The sequence below is a fragment of the Streptomyces sp. NPDC059828 genome, assembly GCF_042731955.1.
GTDB lineage: Bacteria > Actinomycetota > Actinomycetes > Streptomycetales > Streptomycetaceae > Streptomyces.
On the sequence record NZ_JBHWIW010000006.1, the window covers coordinates 89,982 to 107,991 of the forward strand.

16 protein-coding genes are annotated in these 18,010 nt (G+C 71.1%); 6 read left to right on the top strand and 10 right to left on the bottom strand.

Going from position 1 to position 18,010, the window contains the following annotated elements; all coding sequences use genetic code 11:
- The first annotated feature begins 375 nt into the window (after positions 1 to 375).
- The 3 genes from ACFV6V_RS05730 to ACFV6V_RS05740 all read left to right on the top strand — a co-directional run bounded on the left by ACFV6V_RS05730 (position 376) and on the right by ACFV6V_RS05740 (position 2,823).
- A complete protein-coding gene (locus ACFV6V_RS05730) occupies positions 376 to 1,002 on the top strand; it encodes a phosphoribosylanthranilate isomerase (protein WP_385559803.1) in 627 nt (208 codons plus the stop codon).
- A 99-nt stretch (positions 1,003 to 1,101) separates the two neighbouring features.
- Entirely contained in the window at positions 1,102 to 1,854 is a 753-nt protein-coding gene (locus ACFV6V_RS05735; protein ID WP_385559806.1) for an SDR family oxidoreductase, read from the top strand.
- A gap of 201 nt (positions 1,855 to 2,055) precedes the next feature.
- Positions 2,056 to 2,823 (top strand): NPP1 family protein, encoded by a 768-nt coding sequence (locus tag ACFV6V_RS05740; RefSeq protein ID WP_385559577.1) that lies wholly within the window; start codon positions 2,056 to 2,058, stop codon positions 2,821 to 2,823.
- A 66-nt stretch (positions 2,824 to 2,889) separates the two neighbouring features.
- On the opposite strand, the gene ACFV6V_RS05745 is transcribed toward ACFV6V_RS05740, so the two are convergent.
- The 3 genes from ACFV6V_RS05745 to ACFV6V_RS05755 all read right to left on the bottom strand — a co-directional run bounded on the left by ACFV6V_RS05745 (position 2,890) and on the right by ACFV6V_RS05755 (position 7,246).
- On the bottom strand, positions 2,890 to 3,696 hold the full coding sequence (locus tag ACFV6V_RS05745) for an enoyl-CoA hydratase/isomerase family protein (protein ID WP_385559580.1): 807 nt from the start codon (positions 3,694 to 3,696) through the stop codon (positions 2,890 to 2,892).
- Positions 3,693 to 5,915, bottom strand: coding sequence for an acetate--CoA ligase family protein (locus ACFV6V_RS05750; RefSeq protein ID WP_385559582.1), 2,223 nt, complete (start codon positions 5,913 to 5,915; stop codon positions 3,693 to 3,695). Before ACFV6V_RS05750 ends, ACFV6V_RS05745 begins: the two co-directional genes overlap by 4 nt.
- Positions 5,916 to 6,034: 119 nt before the next feature.
- Positions 6,035 to 7,246 (bottom strand): flavin-containing monooxygenase, encoded by a 1,212-nt coding sequence (locus ACFV6V_RS05755; protein ID WP_385559585.1) that lies wholly within the window; start codon positions 7,244 to 7,246, stop codon positions 6,035 to 6,037.
- 191 nt (positions 7,247 to 7,437) lie between these two features.
- On the opposite strand from ACFV6V_RS05755, the gene ACFV6V_RS05760 reads away from it, so the two are divergent.
- Positions 7,438 to 7,860, top strand: coding sequence for a Zn-ribbon domain-containing OB-fold protein (locus ACFV6V_RS05760; RefSeq protein ID WP_385559588.1), 423 nt, complete (start codon positions 7,438 to 7,440; stop codon positions 7,858 to 7,860).
- Here ACFV6V_RS05760 and ACFV6V_RS05765 read toward each other — a convergent pair.
- Positions 7,841 to 8,395: a GNAT family N-acetyltransferase gene (locus ACFV6V_RS05765; protein WP_385559808.1), complete on the bottom strand. Its 555-nt coding sequence runs from the start codon at positions 8,393 to 8,395 to the stop codon at positions 7,841 to 7,843. The two genes, ACFV6V_RS05760 and ACFV6V_RS05765, sit on opposite strands and share 20 nt — an antisense overlap.
- A gap of 51 nt (positions 8,396 to 8,446) precedes the next feature.
- Here ACFV6V_RS05765 and ACFV6V_RS05770 point away from each other — a divergent pair, with 51 nt between their 5' ends.
- Entirely contained in the window at positions 8,447 to 9,052 is a 606-nt protein-coding gene (locus ACFV6V_RS05770; RefSeq protein WP_385559591.1) for a TetR/AcrR family transcriptional regulator, read from the top strand.
- A gap of 103 nt (positions 9,053 to 9,155) precedes the next feature.
- On the opposite strand, the gene ACFV6V_RS05775 is transcribed toward ACFV6V_RS05770, so the two are convergent.
- Positions 9,156 to 10,073: a proline dehydrogenase family protein gene (locus tag ACFV6V_RS05775; RefSeq protein ID WP_385559594.1), complete on the bottom strand. Its 918-nt coding sequence runs from the start codon at positions 10,071 to 10,073 to the stop codon at positions 9,156 to 9,158.
- A 174-nt stretch (positions 10,074 to 10,247) separates the two neighbouring features.
- Here ACFV6V_RS05775 and ACFV6V_RS05780 point away from each other — a divergent pair, with 174 nt between their 5' ends.
- Positions 10,248 to 11,207, top strand: coding sequence for a GlxA family transcriptional regulator (locus tag ACFV6V_RS05780; RefSeq protein ID WP_385559597.1), 960 nt, complete (start codon positions 10,248 to 10,250; stop codon positions 11,205 to 11,207).
- Between the two features lie 75 nt (positions 11,208 to 11,282).
- Here ACFV6V_RS05780 and ACFV6V_RS05785 read toward each other — a convergent pair whose 3' ends face one another.
- The 5 genes from ACFV6V_RS05785 to ACFV6V_RS05805 form a co-directional block, all read right to left on the bottom strand.
- Positions 11,283 to 12,902 (bottom strand): alpha/beta hydrolase, encoded by a 1,620-nt coding sequence (locus ACFV6V_RS05785; protein WP_385559600.1) that lies wholly within the window; start codon positions 12,900 to 12,902, stop codon positions 11,283 to 11,285.
- A gap of 455 nt (positions 12,903 to 13,357) precedes the next feature.
- Positions 13,358 to 15,454, bottom strand: a complete 2,097-nt coding sequence (locus tag ACFV6V_RS05790; protein ID WP_385559602.1) for a PQQ-binding-like beta-propeller repeat protein — start codon at positions 15,452 to 15,454, stop codon at positions 13,358 to 13,360.
- Between the two features lie 114 nt (positions 15,455 to 15,568).
- Entirely contained in the window at positions 15,569 to 16,228 is a 660-nt protein-coding gene (locus tag ACFV6V_RS05795; protein WP_385559605.1) for a pyridoxal 5'-phosphate synthase, read from the bottom strand.
- 33 nt (positions 16,229 to 16,261) lie between these two features.
- Entirely contained in the window at positions 16,262 to 16,687 is a 426-nt protein-coding gene (locus ACFV6V_RS05800) for a pyridoxamine 5'-phosphate oxidase family protein (protein ID WP_385559607.1), read from the bottom strand.
- A gap of 95 nt (positions 16,688 to 16,782) precedes the next feature.
- Positions 16,783 to 17,967 (bottom strand): acetyl-CoA acetyltransferase, encoded by a 1,185-nt coding sequence (locus ACFV6V_RS05805; protein ID WP_385559608.1) that lies wholly within the window; start codon positions 17,965 to 17,967, stop codon positions 16,783 to 16,785.
- Between the last annotated feature and the right edge of the window lie 43 nt (positions 17,968 to 18,010).

Consider the following 18,010-nt stretch of genomic DNA (forward strand, 5'->3'; position numbering starts at 1 on the left):
CCGTCAGATGTGAATCCCCTGAGGCGATCCCGGGGACCGTCACCGTCGTCGCCGACGGGACCCGGCAGGCGACTGTCCCGGCACCTGCACGCTCACCAGGAAGCCCGGCCGACCCGGGCCCCGAGCCCGCCCCACCCCGGTCCCAAGGAGTGCCGCAAGGGCTGGAGCGGCAGGAGGCGGAGGGGGAGTACGTGAAGGACCCCCGGCCCCCACTGAGCCCCCTCGTCCCGCCAGCCGGGGCAGAATGGGAGCGGTAGGCGGCTTGGTGACGAGGCGGGCCCTCGTCGTCGACCTGGTGATTCCCTTCACCGTCCGGCGGCAGGAAGGGTCCTGCCCGTTCCGTGTCTGACGAGAGGTGTGGAAGCGGTGTCGGCAGTGGAAGCGGGGCAATCCCCGTTGTTCATCAAAGTGTGCGGTCTGCGGACCGAGCAGGACGTGGACATGGCCGTCGAGGCCGGGGCCGACGCGATCGGCTTCGTCTTCGCCGAGAGCGCGCGCCGTGTCGACCCGGACACCGCGCGACGGCTGGCCCTGCGCGTACCGGAACGGATCATGACCGTCGGTGTGTTCCGCGACCAGCCGCTGAACGAGGTCCGGGGGCTGCTCGACGCGACCGGGGTGCGCGCCGTGCAACTGCACGGGGGCGAGGACCTCGCGTACTACGACGCCCTGCGGCCGTACGGACGCACCCTGATCCGGGGCGTATCCGTACGCGGGGACGTACCGCGTCTCGGTGCGCGCGGCGAGGACATCCTGCTGCTCGACGCGCCCGTGCCCGGTGCGGGCGAGACCTGGGACCGGACGGGCAGGCAGCTGCCCGGGCCCGGTGAGGCGTGGCTGCTCGCCGGGGGGCTCGACCCGCACAATGTCGCGGACGCGGTGCGCTCGGCGCGGCCGTGGGGCGTGGATGTCTCCAGCGGGATCGAGATCAGCCGGGGTGTGAAGAGCCCGGGGCTGATCGAGGCGTTCATCCGCGCGGCCCGCGGCGCGGTGCCGCAGTAGCGCGCGGACGGATGTCACATATCCGGGCGCCGAGACGTCCCGGTGGATGACGGGCGTTCCACCGGGGAGCGCCCGCCCACCGAAAGGGCGATGACCGCGATGAACACGATCCTGGTGACCGGCGGTACCGGAACGCTGGGCCGGCTCGTCACCGAGCGGCTGCGTGCTGCCGGGGAGGCGTACGAGGTGCGGGTGCTGAGCAGGCACTCGCAGCCGTATGCCGTGGACCTGCGCGAGGGCACGGGGCTGGCCGAGGCCGTCGCGGGCGTGGACACGATCGTGCACTGCGCGAGTTCACCGCGCGGCGGTGACGAGCAGGCGGCACGCCATCTGATCGACGCCGCTCGCCAGGCCGGGGTGGGGCATCTGGTGTACATCTCGATCGTCGGGGTCGACCGGGTGCCGCTCGGCTACTACCGGACCAAGCTGGCCGTCGAGGAGCTGATCGAGGAATCGGGCCTCGGCTGGACCGTGCTGCGCACCACGCAGTTCCACGACTTCGTGCTCCGGTTCCTCCGGACTTCGGTGAAGCTGCCGGTCATGCTGCTGCCGGCGGGGGTCTCGGACCAGCCGATCGAGGTGGGGGAGGTCGCCGACCGGCTGGCCGAGCTCGCGGCCGGGGCGCCCTCGGGGCGCGTGCCGGACATGGGCGGGCCCGAGATCCGGGCGCTTCCCGAGCTGGCCCGGGTCTATCTGCGCGCGGAGGGGCGGCGGCGTCCCCTGCTGAACGTGCCCCTGGCGGGCAGGGCGTACCGGGGGTTCCGGGAGGGCGGGCATCTGACGCCGGAGCGGGCCGTGGGCGAGGTCACCTTCGAGCAGTTCCTGGCGGGGCGCCCGCGGTCCCGGGCCTGACATACCCGCCGTTCCGGACCTGACTCTCCGCGGTCCCGGGCCTGACGCATCGCCGTTCCGGGCTGACGCACCGTCGGACCCGTCGGCAGGATTCCTGAATATTCGTCTCCCACCTCTTGGCCTTGCGCCGAAACACCTGGAGGCTGCGGTGTACACGTCAAAGCGGCGTGTATCCCCAACCGTGGCCTCCAGGAGGACTTGGTGCTGAAGAGCGCACGAATCCGCAGGATTCCGCTCATCCTCGCGGGCGCGTTCACCTTGGTGCTCGCCGTCCCGAACATCGCATTCGCCGCGCCGCCGCCCGCTCTGCCGGCCAACGCGGACGCGCTGGACCGGATGTTCCAGCCGGCGTACGACTACGACACCGACGGCTGCTACGCGGTGCCCGCCATCGGCCCCGACGGCTCCATCAACGGCGGTCTGAAGACCACCGGGTCTCTCAGCGGCAGCTGCCGGGACGCATCGGACCTCGTCAACACCAACAGCTACTCGCGCTCCAAGTGCAACAACGGCTGGTGCGCCGTCATGTACGACTCCTACTTCGAGAAGGACCAGACCGTCCCCGGCTGGGACCCCTTCGGGCACCGGCACGACTGGGAGCATGTCGTGGTCTGGGTGCAGAACAACGAGGCGAAGTACGTCGCCACCTCCGCCCACGGAGACTTCGACATCTACCCGCGCGACAAGATCCGCTGGGACGGCGCGCACCCGAAGGTCGTCTACCACAAGGACGGTGTGTCCACCCACTGCTTCCGGCCCGCCAACTCCAACGACGAACCCCCGGAGAACCATCAGCACACCTGGCAGTACCCCACGCTGGTCGGCTGGAACGGCTATCCGGCGGGTCTGCGTGACAAGCTCAGCCAAGCGGACTTCGGCAGTGCGCACTTCGGCATCAAGGACGGCAGTTTCGAGGGGAACCTCGCGGAGGCGAAGCCGACGGGGATCCCGTTCGACCCCTACGCGTGAGCGATGGCGCCCCGCGGCGGGGGTCGGGCTCCCGGGCCTGCCCCGGCCGTGGGGTCGTGCCCCCGGTCACAGCCCCCGGTACCTCGGCACACGCCGTTCCACGAAGCTCGCGACCCCCTCGTTCGCGTCGCTCGTGGTCATGTTGATCTCCTGCGCCGCAGCCTCCGCCGCGAACGCCGCGGCACGGTCGCCGTCCAGTGAGGAGTTCACCAGCTCCTTCGTGAGGGCCAGCGCCCGTGTCGGGCCCTGGGCGAGGCGCTCGGACCACTCGCGGGCCGTCTTCTCCAAGTCACCCGGCGCGACCACCCTGTTGACCAGACCCAGCCGCTCCGCGTCCCCCGCGGACAGAGCGTCGCCGAAGAACATCAGCTCCTTCGCCCGCTGGGGGCCCACCAGCCGTGGCAGCAGATACGCCCCGCCGCCGTCCGGGACCAGGCCGCGGCGGACGAACACCTCGATGAACCGGGCGGAATCGGCCGCGAGCACGAGATCGCAGGCGAACGCCAGATGCGCGCCGATCCCGGCCGCCGTTCCGTTCACCGCCGCGATCACCGGTTTCTCGCAGTCGAGTACCGCCGCGATGAAGCGCTGCGCGCCGCGCCGGATCGTACGGGCCACATCGCCCGGCGCGCGTTCCCCGTCGTTCGCGGGCGCTCCGCGCAGATCCGCTCCCGCACAGAAGCCCTTGCCCGTCGCCGTGATCACGACGGACCGTACCCCGGGGTCGGCGGAGGCGTCAGCCAGGAGGGCGATGACCCGCTCGCGCTGGTCCCAGGTGACGGCGTTCATGGCCTCGGGGCGGTTCAACGTGATCCAGGAGACCCCGTTCTCCGTACGGTGCTGCACCTCGCGCACCACGTCCCCGGCGTTCATCGGCACACCGCCAGCGCGTCGAGTGCCACCGCGCCCTGCCCGCGCGGCAGCACCATCAGCGGGTTGATGTCCAGCTCGGCCAGCTCCCCGCCCAGTTCGAGAGCCATCCGCTGGACCCGCAGCACCACCTCCACCAGCGCGTCCACATCCATCGGTGGCCCGCCCCGCACCCCGTCCAGCAGGGCCCGTCCGCGCAGTTCGGCGAGCATCGAGCGGGCCTGGTCCTCGCCGAACGGCGGTACGCGCACCACCGAGTCCCGCATCATCTCCACCAGGATCCCGCCCAGGCCCACCGTCACCGTCGGGCCGAACAGCTCGTCCTGGGTGACGCCGACGAACATCTCGACGCCGCGCTCGACCATCTGGCAGACCAGGATGCCGTCGAGTTCGACGTCCTCGTATCGGGCGATGTCGGTCAGTTCGCGGTACGCGTCGCGGACCTGGCTGGCCGAAGTCAGCCCGATCTTCACCAGCCCCAGCTCCGTCTTGTGCGCGAGCTGGGGCGCCGAGGCCTTCATCACCACCGGGTAGCCGACCAGGCCGGCCGCCCGCACCGCCGCGGCCGCGCTGGTCACGAGCTGTTCTCGGGGCACCCGTATCCCGTAGGCCCGCAGCAGTTGCTTCGCCGCGTGCTCGCTGAGCCGGTGGCCGGGCCGCAGCAGTGCCTCCGCCTTGCGGAAGGAGGGAGAGAGGCTGCGGGGGGCCTCGTCGAACGGCGAGCGGTAGAAGGCCGTGAACCGGTGGTAGTCGAGATAGGCCTTCACCGCCGTGACGCAGTTGCGGAACGTACGGAACGTGGCGACCCGCGAGGAGCCGAGCAGCGTCGTGCGGTACGCCTCCTCCGTCCCCACCGGGGAACCCCACACCACACACACGAGCTTGTCCGTCGATTCGGCCGCGTCCACCAGGTCCTGCGCCAGCTTGTCGCTCATGGGCGGGAACGGGCCGGTGATCGGGCAGATCAGCACTCCGACCGCCGGGTCGGCGAGTATCGCGTCGATGATCTTCCGGCCGCGCCAGTCGCCCACCGGATGGCCGCCGTTGTCCACGGGGTTGGCGACGTTGAGGTACTCCGGTATCCACTGGTGCAGTTCGTCCCGCTTGGCGGTGGACAGCGTCGGCAGCGGCAACCCGGCCGCCGTCGCCAGGTCCGCGAAGTGGGCGCCGGTGCCGCCCGAGATCGAGTAGACGACGACACCGTCCGCGCGCGGGGTGCGAGCCCGGGCCAACAGCGCCGCGGTGTCCTGGAGTTCGTCGAGCCCGTCGACGCGTATCACCCCGTACTGCCGCATCGCCGCGTCCACCACCTGGTCCGCGCCGGTCAGTTTGCCGGTGTGCGAGGCCGCCGTACGCGCGCCTGTCTCGGTACGGCCCACCTTCACCGCCACCACCGGCACCCCGGCCCGCGCCGCACGGTCGGCGGCGAGCAGGAAGGAACGCCCGTCCTTGAGTCCCTCCACGTAGCAGGCGATCGCCCCGACCTCGGGCCGCCCGGCGAAGTACGAGAGGAAGTCCGCGGTCTCCAGATCGGCCTCGTTGCCGGTCGGCGCCCAGTGGGAGAGGCGGATGCCCAGCTCCTGGAGGGTGAAGACCGGGCGGCCCTGGTGGCCGGACTGGGTGATCAGCGCGATGGCGGGTCCTTCGAGGTCGTCGCGGAACTTCTCGAAGGCGTTGAGGTTGGTGTTGGGGCCGAGCAGCCGCAGCCCGGACCGTTCGGCCGCGGCGGCCAGCCGCCGCTGGGCGGCGGCGCCCTCCTCGCCGGTCTCAGCGAAGCCGGAGGCGAAGGCCACGGCGAACCGCACCTTCGCCCGGCCGAGTTCCTCGATCACGGGCAGCGGGTCGGCGACGAGCAGCACGGCGAGGTCGACGGTCTCCGGCAGGTCCGCGACGGACGCCGCGCACGGCAGCCCGAACACCGTGGGGCGCTGCGGATGTACCGGGTGCAGCCGTGCGCCCACCCGCTCGGCCCAGGCGATGAGCTGCCGGGTGATCCCGGCGTTGGGCCGTCCTTCGGCGTCGGACGCGCCGATGACGGCGACCGATTCAGGACGGAAGAACCGGTCGAGATCCGGGACGGGCGCGTAGAGCGGACGTCCGCTGACGTCCAGGTCGCCCTCGCTCGCGGCGACACCGTGGACGGTGGGGCCGGGCTGCTCTCCGCAGGCCACGACGCGGGCGCGGAGGTCGGTGGTGAGGCTGCCGTGGGTCGATCCAAGCATCGCTACGCCGCTCCTGCTCGTCGTCGTCCGGTAGAGCTGTCTGACGCACTGTCAGATTAACCGAACTGACTGCACGTCAGGAACAGTTGTGCAGGGTCGGGAGCGGGACGGCCCGCCGGTCAGGTCCGGTGTGCGGCCCGGTCCCTCGCCGCCCCGAGGCGCCCCATCGACTTCGCGATCCTCCGTGCGTCGATGGCGAGTTCACGCAGCATCCCGCTGATCGGGTTGGTGAAGCCCGTGAAGTACAGCCCGGGCACCTCGTGTGCCGCTCGACCGCCCCGCACCACCATCGGCCGCCCCCGGTCGTCCAGTACGCCCAGATGTCCGACCAGGTCCTCGAGCCCGCGCCGGTAGCCCGTTGCCGCGATCACCACATCCGGGGCGATCCTGCTGCCGTCCGCCAGCACCACCTTGTCCCCGTCGAAGGACTCCACCGACGCGACCGGCTCCACCCTGCCCTTGCGTACGGCGTCGACGAGGCCCGCGTCCAGCACCGGCACGGCACCCTCTCGTGCCCGGGAGCTGAGCCCGGTGTCCGGGCGGGGCAGTCCGTGCGACGACAGGTCGGGCACCGAGATCCGGCAGATCGCGCGGGCGGCCAGGTCCACCAGGCGGACCGGCAGCCGGCGGGACAGGATCGCGGCGCGCTGCGACGGCCAGCCGAGAGTGGAGCGGCGCACGATGTGGGGAGTGGTGCGTATGGACAGGCGTATGCGCGCGGCATCGCTCGCCGCCAGATCGGCGGCGATCTCGGCGCCGGTGTTCCCGGCCCCGACGACCAGTACGTCCTTGCCCGCGTAGGGGGCGGGCTCGCGATAGGCGGACGCGTGCAGCAGCTCTCCCGTGTACGCGTCGCCGCCCGGCCAGTCCGGCAGGCGGGGCGTGTGGTTGAAGCCGGTGGCCACGACGACCGCCCGCCCGGTCAGCCGGCGCCCGCCCGTCGCGTACAGCACCCAGTCGGGACCCGGGCCCGCGGGTTCTATGCGCGTGACCTCCACGCCCGTGACCAGCTCCAGCTCGTGGAACTCCGCGTACTTCTCCAGGTAGCGGACCACGTTGTCCCGGGACACCCACCGGCCGAACGTGCGCGGAATGGCGAGCCCCGGCAGGGACGACAGTCTGCGTGTGGTGTGCAGCCGCAGCCGGTCGTAGTGCCCGCGCCAGGAGGCCCCCACGGATCCGGACTTCTCCAGCACGACCGCGCGTATCCCCCGCTCCCGCAGTGCTGCGGCGACGGCGAGCCCACCGGGGCCGGCGCCGATGACGTACACGGGGCGGTCGTCCGTGAGGTCGTTCGCACGGGCGAAAGCGGCGCGTATGACATCGTTCATGAACGCTGAGCGTAGTGGCCCGATCACCTGATGGGTCTCGGGCGAGACGGGAATCGATTGCGAATCGGTCACGGGCGCCGGTACCCGGACTCTTGCGCCTGTACGGTGCGATCCGCTGAACTGATGCATCGTCAGCTACTTCAGGGGAGGTCCACGGTGATCCACGACCACGCGACGCGGGTGCTGAGCCGGTGAGCGCCGCGACCCCCGAGGCCGATGACTTCACGCGTACGTACTGGGAGGCGGCGGCAGGCGGCCGGCTGCTGATCCGGCGGTGCGGGGCGTGCGGCGAGGCCCACCACTACCCGCGCGAGTTCTGCCCGCACTGCTGGAGCGAGGACGTCGCCTGGGAGCGGGCCGCCGGCCGGGCCACCCTCTACACCTGGTCCGTCGTCCACCGCAACGACCTGCCGCCGTTCGCGGACCGTACGCCCTACACGGCGGCGGTCGTGGACCTCGCCGAGGGGCCGCGGATGATGACCGTGGTGGTGGAGTGCCCGGAATCGGAACTGCGCGTGGGGATGGAGCTGGAGGTGGCCTTCCGGGAGGGGGATGAGGGGGGTGTGGCGGTGCCGGTGTTCCGGCCGCGGCCCCCTACGCCGCCGTCTGTCTGAGCCACTCCCGCGCCAGCACCGCCCAGACCTGCTTGTCGTGGCGCACGCCCTCGTACGGCCACACCTCGCGCAGCGTGCCCTCCAGGGTCATGCCGAGCCGCTTGGCCACCGCCGAGCTGCGGTCGTTGTCGGCCCGGCAGTGCCACTCGGCCCGGCGCAGCCCGCGGGTCGCGAACGCCCAGTCCAGCAGCACGCCGCAGGCCCGCGTGATCAGGCCGTCGCCTTCGGCCGACGGCTCCAGCCAGCAGCCGACCTCACAGGAGCCGGCCGCGGCCTGGAAGTCCGTGAACATCACCCCGCCGACCAGCACCCCCTCCCGCCAGATGCCGTAGAGACGGCCACCGTCGGCGGCCTGGCGTTCGGCGTACCGCTGGAGCGTGGCCCGCGCCCCGTCCACACCGGTGGTGACGAACCCGGCCCCGACCCACGGCCGGATGTGCTCCCGGGCCCGGTCCAGATGAGCGGCGAACTCCTCGGCGTGCCAGACCTCCAGCGGGCCGAGGCGGGCGTCGTCGCCCAGCGGCAGCGAGAACAATGCGGGCCTCCCATTCACATAACAAGTGTTACGGCAATGTACCGTGGCCCCATGCCACGCACCAAGGGAGATCATGAGGCCCGTCGGCGCGATGTCTCCGCGGCCGTCTGGCAGGTCCTGGCCACCCGTGGCTTCGCCGGACTGACCCTGCGCGCCGTCGCCGCCGAACTCGGCGCGACCACGGGCCTGCTCACGCACTACTTCCCCACCAAACGCGCCCTGGTGGAGTACGCCCTCGACCTTCTCGAACAGCGCACGCTGTCCCGCCCCCGTCGCCACGCGGGCGAAGCCGGCGAAGGCCTCGCCGCCGTCAGGGGCGCACTGCTGGACATCCTGCCGCTGACCCCGGAGGCCACCGACAGCAACCGGATCTGGGTCTCCTCCTGGGACACCGCACTCTCCGACCACGGGCTGAGCGCCGACTACGCCCGCAAGTACGAGGAGGGGCGCGACCGGCTGAGCCGGCGGGTGGCCGCGGCCCAGGAGCTCGGCGAACTGCCCCCCGGCGACCCCGCGGACATCGCCGCCCGCGCCCAGTCCTTCGTACTCGGCCTGGTGGTCCAGGCCCTGTTCGCTCCGGAGGCGTTCCCGCCGCGGCGGCAGGTCGAGCTCCTGGACGACTATCTGGCTTCCGTCGCGTACGCGTCCGGGGTGTAGACGTCCGCGAGGCGCTGGGGGCGGTACCGGAAGCCGGTACCTGCGCGCGCGATCAGGTCACATGACCTGCGCCGCCCCCACCCCGCCCCGTCGGGCCCCGATGTCAGGCGGCGGCGTCGACGAGAGCCTGGAGCAGGCGCTGGGGGTCCTCGGCGAGCCGGTTGCAGACGTAGAGCCACCACTCGGTGCCGAAGACGATGTACTCGCGGGTGGGGTGGCCCTGCCCGGCCATGGCGCCCAGGCGGTCGGTCCCGAGCCCGAGGAGGGTTTCGAACTCCCAGGGAGCCGTCTCGTCGCCTTTCCCGCCGAGATGGTGGTCGATGCGGTGGATCAGGTCCCAGTCATGGGTGGCGAAGGAACACAGGTGGCCCGAGTCCGCCAGTTGTTCGGCGTAGCCGAGGTAAGCGGTGGCCAGGGCGGGGTCCTCGCGCGGGTACGCGAGGGTCCGGGGCTCGAGAAAGGCGCCCTTGACCAGGCGTATGCGCCCAGGAAGCGGCAGCAGTTCCCGCAGGTCTTCGGCCGTCCGGTGCAGTCGTGCCTGGACGGTGACGCCCACATGGTCGAACCGTTCGCACAGGGTGCGGTGCAGGGCCAGCACGGCGTCGGTGCGGTCGGAGCCCTCGGCTGAGATCACCATCTCCCGGCCGGTCGCGGCGGTGGCCTGCGCGATGCGGGAGGCATTGGCCAGGGCGAGTTCCTCGTCGATGGCGAGACCGATGTGGGAGAGGTCGAGGGAGATCGAGCAGCCGTGCGGCAGGAGGCGGGCAGCGTCGACGAACACGTCGGTCTCTGCCGTGGCCCGCTGGGGGTCGCGGCAGCTTTCGCCCATGTACTCGACGCTCACGCGGTTGCCCTCGGTGAGGACGCGCTGCGCGCGGTCCACTGCGTCTGCCAGGCTCTCGCCGGCCACGTAGCGCTGGGCGACCTTGCGGATCAGGGGACCCAGGACCGGGTCCTCCGGGACGCGCCACTTCAGATCCTCGTCGAGTGCGAGCCTCCGCAGCACCTGCGCGGCATGCAACGAAACGGCTGTGGTGGCTGTGGTGGCTGTGGTCGGAAGTTCCTTGATCATCGGGAGCCCAACTGTCGTGTCCTGCGGGGAAGGTCCTGTGAGCCTTCCAGGGTGGAGCGCGCGCCGGGAGTGGCAGTAACGACAGGTAGGCTCATATTCCTGCCACTCCCAGAAACAGGTCCGATGATCCACAATGTCGCCGTCCTGGCCCTCGAAGGCAGCCATGCCTTCGAGCTGGGCGTGTTCTGCGAAGTCTTCGGCATCGACCGGAGCGAGGATGCCCTGCCCGTCTACGACTTCGCGCTCGTCTCGGCCGCGGGCGGCAGCGTGCCCACGCGGCACGGCTTCGACGTGCGGGCCCCTCATGGCCCCGAGCGGCTTTCCGCCGCCGATCTCATCTGCGTCCCGGCCTACGATCTTCGGGTGCGGCAGCCGGACCGCCTGGTCGATGAGCTGCGTGCCGCCGTCGAGCGAGGCGCCCGTGTCCTGAGCATCTGTACCGGGGCCTTCCTCCTGGGTCAGGCGGGCCTGCTGGACGGACGGCGCTGCACCACCCACTGGCGGTACACCGAAGAGCTCGCCCGCCGCCATCCACACGCGCGGGTCGAGTCGGACGTGCTGTACGTCGACGAGGATCCGATCATCACGGGTGCCGGCACCGCCGCCGGTGTGGATACCTGTCTCCACCTGGTCCGCAAGGAGCACGGCAGTGCCGCGGCCAATGCCATCGCCCGCCGCATGGTCGCGCCGCCGCACCGGGAAGGCGGCCAGCGCCAGTACCGCGAACGCCCGCAGCCGCGGGAAGGAACCAGCTCCCTCACCCCCGTCCTGAACTGGATCGAAGCCCACCTCGACCAGGACATGACGGTCGAGGCGATGGCACGCCATGCCCACCTGTCCCCGCGCACCTTTGCCCGGCGCTTCCAGCAGGAAACCGGAACCACCCCGGTGCAATGGCTGACAGCACAGCGCGTCCTGCTCGCCCAGCACCATCTGGAAACCACCGATGACCCGATCGCCCTGATCGCCAGGCGTTCCGGCTTCGGCACCGCCGACAGCCTGCGCCGCCACTTCGTCCGACGGCTGGGCATCACGCCCCAGGGCTACCGGCGGGCGTGGCTCGACTCTCCGAGCACCCCGTGACCTTCCGGTGAAGCGCGAACGTGGGGCTTCCGGCCGGCGGACGCCCCACGTCAACTCAGCTCACCCCGGAGGGGTTCAGAAGCGGCTCACCATGCCCGGGACACCCCGAGGGGCCGGGATCGGCAGCGGGCTCTTGCCGCTGCGCTCACCCTCCGCCGGGGGCGTCGCCTTGCAGGTGATGTCCTTCGCCGGGAGCTTGCCCGTGGCCAGGTAGGCCGTGGCCGTCTTGTCGGCGCACGACTTGGTGCCGTAGATGCCGTGGCCGATACCACCGGCGACCGTGACCATCTTCGAGCCCTTCATGACCCGGTGCAGACCCTGGCCGCTGGTCAGCGGGGTCTGGGAGTCCCACTCGTTCTGGAGGAGCAGCGCGCCGACCTTGTTGTCGATCTTGGTGGCGGGCTCGGCGCCCTGCTGCTTCCAGAACGCGCACGGCTTGATGTTGGACGCGAAGTCCCCGTACAGCGGGTACTTCTTCTTGTCGGCGATCGCGTCGCGGCGGTACTGCTCGGGGTCGGTCGGCCAGGCGCGGGTGTCGGCGCAGACCACGGACCAGAAGCTGGCGTCCGTGTTGTCCGAGGGCACCTTCACCTTGGCGGCGGCGGTGCCGAAGGCGGGCGGGGCCGGGCGCTCGGGGGTCCTGGACTCACGGGTGGGCGCCGGAGTGGTCTTCTTGCCCTCGGCGGCCGCCTTCAGATCCTTGACCGTGTTGGCGGCGTACTCCGCGTTGAAGACGATCTGGCGCATGGACATGCGGATGTCGTCGCCGTTCATCGGCACACCGCTGCCGTCGTCGATCGGCTTGCGGTCGGCCTGGGCCACCAGGTCCCAGAAGGTCTTGCTGACGGCAGCCGGGGTCTTGCCCAGCTTGAACGTGGAGTCCCGCTTGGCGGTCCACTTGGTCCAGTTGGCGAACGCCGGCTCCGCGCCCTCCGCCCAGACCTGGATCATCCCGCGCCAGACCCGGGCCGGGTCGACGGAGCTGTCCAGCACGAAGCGGTCCGAGCGCTTCGGGAACATCTGGGTGTAGACGGCGCCGAGGTAGGTGCCGTACGAGTAGCCGAGGTACGAGATCTTCTTCTCGCCGAGCACGCCACGGATGACGTCCATGTCCCGGGCGGTGTTGCGGGTGGTGATGTGCCGCAGCTTGGCGCCCTGCTTCGCGTCGCACTTGTCGGCGACGGTCTTGGCCCACTTCACGTCCTTGGCGAACGTGCCGGCCTTGTAGGGGCGCTGCCAGTTCATCTCCGCGGTCTTCAGTCCGCAGCTGACAGGGGAGCTCTGGCCCACACCGCGCGGGTCGAAGCCGATGAGGTCGTACTTGGCCTGCACGGACTTCGGCAGCTCGCCCGACAGGACGAAGGGCATCTCGACGCCCGTACCGCCGGGGCCGCCCGGGTTGATCAGGAGCACACCGCGGCGCTCCTTCTTGGTGCTCGTCTTCATCCTCGATATCGCGAGGTCGAGCTTCTTGCCGTCGGGGCGGCTGTAGTCGAGCGGCACCTTGATCGTGGCGCACTGGTACGAGGCCGGCCCCGACTTGTCGCAGCGGTGCCACGAGGGCTTCTGCTGGAGGTACTGCGCCAGGGGGTTCTCGGCGGCGGTGGCGGTGGAGGCCGGGGCCAGCGCGGGGACCAGGGTGGCGACGGCGCTCGCCGCCAGGAAGGGGACTGCTATTCGTCGTCTGCTGCGCACGTGGGGAAGGTCCTTAGGGATCTGGGGCCTTTCGCTTGGATCTTGCCGGGCTCGCGTGCCCTGGCACCGCGTCTCGCCGCGTTGTCGTCGGTCGGCATGGCTCCGCCATGACTCCCTCCTCCGCCTTGCGACACACGGCACCAGACCCCGCTCACCGATCCGACCTGATCCAAACGAAGGGCCTAGTGCGGGTGTGACCGCACCTACCCTTCCTTACACGGCAGTTGGGACGAATCCGTCGGCGGGTGTGATGTGTGCTCCGACCGTGGGTGGACGGGGTGGCGGCAGAGATGGTCCCCGAGTCGTACACCCTCGACCCGTCTTTTCGCGTCCGGGTCCCGGCCAACGGGCAGCGTCCGGAACCGCGTTCGCGCCGCTCCGTGGCTGGCGGCCTCCCGCTCTGCCGTACGGGAGGCCCGCCCAGGACGGATCACCGCGACAGGCGTTGCGCCCGGCTACACGGTGATCGCCAGCAGGTCGCCCACGTATGTGCCGATGTAGAGGACTCCGTCGGACACCGTGGGCGACGACGGTGTGAAGAAGGTGCCCTTGGCGGCGTACCGCCAGCGTTCCTTGCTGGTGGCCGTGTCCACGGCGTACAGGTGCCCGTCGTCACTGCCGAAGTAGACGACGCCGTCCACCACGGCCGGTGTGGAGTCCACACTGTCGGCCGTGGGGTACTTGAACCGCTGCTGGGCGGTGACCGCATCGACCCCGTACAGACTGCCGTCCCCGCTGCCGAAGTAGGCGATCCCGTCCACCACCGTCGCGGACGAGGTGCCGACCGGGCCGCCTTCGGGGAAGTCCTCCAACTCGCTTCCGTTGCCCGCCCTGACGGAACGCAGGCCGTCGTCGCATCCGACGTGGACGCGGTCGCCGGTCACCGTCGGCGTGGCATTCACGATCTTGTCCTGGAGCGACCTCCAGCGCTCCCTTCCGGTGGCCGCGTCCAGCGAGATCAGGCCCTTGCTGCTGCCGACGACGACGGCACCGCCCGCGACCGCAGGCGACGTCACGTATTCACTGGTGAGCGCCGTCCAGCGTGGTTTGCCGGTGCCGGCGTGGACCGCGTGCACGCCGTTGTTGCTGCCGACGTAGACGACTCCGTCGACCACGACGGGCGATGTGTAGTTGGGGCCGGTCCGGTAGGCCCAGCGCTGTTTGCCGGTGGCGGTGTCGATCGCGTACAGGTTTCCGTCGCCGCTGCCGACATAGACGGTCCCGTCCGCCACGGCGGGTGACGACTTGATCATCTCGCCGGTCCGGAACAGCCAGCGCTCCTTGCCGGTGCCGGTGTCGACGGCATGGAGCGTGCCGCTGCCGTTGCCGACGTACACGACCCCGTCCGCGACCGCCGGTGTCGAATCGATGGTCTTGCCGGTGGGAAACACCCACACCTGCCGGCCCGGTTGTGTGTCCGCGCGGTCCATCACCTTCCATGCGGTGTAGCCGGCCCCGGCCACACCCACGCCCACGAGTCCGAGCAGGGCCTGTCTTCGGGACAGCCCGAGACTCCGCGCTGCCCGTGGGCCGGCCGCGGCGGTTGTGTACATTCCCGGCCCGCTGGCAGCCTCGTCCCGCGGTTCCTGCCGGATGGGCCTCGGCGCGGCCGGGGGCGGGGCGGCGGCCGGCGGCGGGGCGGCGGCACGTGCGAGGACGGTTGCCGCGACCGTTTCGGGCAGCCAGTCGGACGTGTGCGGAGCCCGGCGGGCTTCCGGTGTGTCGCCGTGCCGGGCGAGACGGTCCAGCAGGGCGGCGACGGTGGGACGCTGCCCAGGGTCCTTGGCCAGACAGCCGGTCACCAGCTCGCGCAGCCCGGTCGGGAGGCTGTCCAGGTCCGGCTGCTCGTAGACGGCCCGGAAGTTCAGGGCGTGGGCGGATCCCGCGCCGAACGGGCCGGTACCCGTCGCCGTGAACGCCAGCACCGCACCCAGCGCGAAGACGTCGCAGGCCGGGCCCACGGGCTGTCCGGTGAGCTGCTCGGGAGCCATGTACCCGGGAGTGCCGATCGCCATCCCCGTCTGCGTGAGCGCGCTGACGTCGGCGGCGGCGGAGATCCCGAAGTCGATCACCCGGGGCCCGTCGGCCGCGAGCAGGACGTTCGACGGCTTCAGATCCCGGTGGACCACACCCGAACCGTGGATGGACTCCAGTGCCTCGGCCAGGCCCGCACCCAGTGCCAGCACGGCGTCCTGCGGCCAGGGGCCGTCGCTCATGACGGCTTCGCCCAGTGACACCCCCGGCACGTAAGCCGTTGCCAGCCATGCCGGTGATCCCTCGGGGTCGGCGTCGACGACCCCCGCGGTGAAGAACCCGTTCACCCGGCGCGCGGCGCCGACCTCCCGGGCGAACCGGCGACGGAACTCACCGTCCTCGGCGAGTTCGGGACGCACCACCTTCACCGCCACGACGCGGCCGCTCGGCGACCGTCCCAGGTACACCCGCCCCATGCCCCCGGCGCCCAGCCGTGCGACGATCCGGTACCGCCCGACCGTCGCCGGATCCCCGTCCACCAGCGCCTCGAACGAACCCTGATCGGTTTCCCGACCCATCTCCACCCCCAGTGAGCTTCAGCGGCTCCCTGCTGCCATGAAAGCGCCTCATCATCCCTCAGGCGTCCGACACTTCGCGCGCCAGACGGACGATCCCGGTGAAGCCGACCGGGCTCAGGGCCAGAGCAACTCCCGTACCCATGAATCGCCTTCGCGCCGATAGCGCAGCCGCACATGCCTGCGGCGCGCGTCCCCCTGGAAGAACTCCACCTCGGACGGGTCCAGTACGTACACCGTCCACGTCCCCGCCATCGCCTCCGGCTCGGCGCTCGCCCGCTCCCAGGCGGCGTCGCTCGCCAGCAGCAACTCCTCGCAGGAGCCCAGCACCTCGCTCTGGTGGCCGACGAGTGCGGCGGCCAGGGCGCCGGTGGAGCGGGTGTGGAGGTCGGCGTAGGCCTCATCGGGGGTGCCGGTCGTCACCCGGCCGCGGATGCGGATCTGGCGGCCCTGGGCGGGCCAGTAGAAGCCCAGAGCCGCCTCGGGGAGGGCCGCGAGCTGGCGGCCCTTGGCGCTGGTGGAGTGGGAGGCGAAGTGCCAGCCGCGCTCGTCGGCGTCGTGCAGCATCAGCGTCCGCAGGTCCGGGTGCCCGTGCTCGTCCACGGTGGCGAGGGTCATCGTGTGCGGCTCGGGCTGCCCGGCCGATGCCGCCTCGGTGAACCACTGGTGGAAGAGCGGCAGCGGTTCGGCGGGTGCGGTGCCGGGGGCGAAGGCGGGCAGTTCGGTGTCCCAGACCCGCAGGGACCTCAGCACCTCATGGAACGCGTCGTGCTTCATGCGGAGATCCTCGCAGGGCCTTGCGAGCGCTCCCTACAGTGACCCCAGGTCCGACGACACCCAGTGCTCCGGGTGCATATGGATCACGATGGAGTCGCCGTGGTTCTTCTCGGCGAACTCGATGTACTCGTCGACCTTCTCCGCCGGGAGGTAGCGGGCCGAGATCTCCCGGAGGATCTCGCGGGTGCCGGGGGAGGTGCGGGTCACCGAGCCCTCGACGGAGACGTAGCGGATCGTGGGGTCGAGCCGGTCGACCATCAGGGTGAAGCGCCCGGCGGCGTCGATCAGCCGGTGCTTGCGGGAACCGAGTCCGGTGAGGACCCAGATGTCACCGCCCGGTTCGTACTGGTACCAGACGGGCACCGAGAGCGGTCCCCGTCCCTCCTCACCGGCCACGGACAGGGCCGCGACATGGGGTTCGGCCAGGAACTGCTCGCGTTCTTCACGGGACAGGGGCACGGGGGGCTCCTCTGCTGCACGGAGATGCGGTGGTTTGTCACCACTGTGGCAGCCGTGCGGGGTGCCACGGCCGTGACACACGCGGACATCTGCCCTCAGCGCCCCAGCACCACCGTCCCCGACGAGCAGAACCAGCCTCCCGTCCCCGATGCCACCGCCAGCTCCGGGAGGCTGCCGTCCGCCCGCCGCACCTGGCGGTCGCCGGCCTCGCCGCGGAGCTGGCGTACGGCCTCGACCAGCAGGAAGAGGCCGCGCATACCGGGATGGCAGGCGGACAGGCCGCCGCCGTCGGTGTTCACCGGGAGCTCGCCGTCCCAGCGCAGCCGCCCCTTCTCCACGAACGCGCCGCCCTCGCCCTTCGCGCAGAAGCCGAGGTCCTCCAGCGTCACGAGCGTCATGTACGTGAACGCGTCGTAGATCTCGGCGATGTCGATGTCCCGTGGCCGTACCCCGGCCCGCTCGAACGCCAGCCGTCCGCTCAGCGCGGCGGGGGAGACGGTGAAGTCCTCCCAGTCCGACATGGCGGTGTGCGAGACATGCTCGCCCGTACCGAGGATCCACACAGGGGCCTTCGCCGTGTCGGGTACGTGGTCCTCGGCGGCCAGCAGCACCGCGCAGCCGCCGTCGCTGCGGATGCAGCAGTGCAGCTTGGTGAACGGGTCGGCGATCACCGGGCCCGAGAGCACCTCGTCCACGGTGATCGGTTCACGGAACATCGCGCCTGGATTGCGCGAGGCGTTGGCACGCGCCTGGACCGCGACCTCGGCGAGCTGCTCCAGGGTGGTGCCGTACTCGTGCATATGGCGACGGGCGGCCATCGCGTACTTGGCGATCAGGGTGTGGCCGTAGGGCACCTCGAACTGCAAGGGGCCGCCCCCACCGAAGGACAGGTTGGAGGTGCGGCGCCCGGCGCGGATGTCGGCGCGGGCGGTGGAGCCGTAGACGAGGAGCACGGCGTTGGCATGGCCGGCGGCGATGGCGTCCGCGGCGTGCGCGGCCATGACCTCCCAGGTGGCACCGCCCACCGAGGTCGAGTCGACCCAGGTCGGCCGCAGGCCCAGGTACCCGGCGACATCGACGGGGGCGAGAGCACCGAGACCGGCCGACGCGAAGCCGTCGATGGCACCGCGGTCGAGTCCGGAGTCGGCCAGGGCGCGGCGAGCGGCCTGGGCGTGCAGGGCGTAGGGGGTGGGTCCTTCGACCCGGCCGCAGTCGGAGAGGGCTATGCCGACGACGGCGACCTTGCGGGGGGTGCGAGCAGTGCGCTGACTGACCGACATGAATCTGACGGTACATCAGATCTGTGCTTTTGGCGGTCACCGG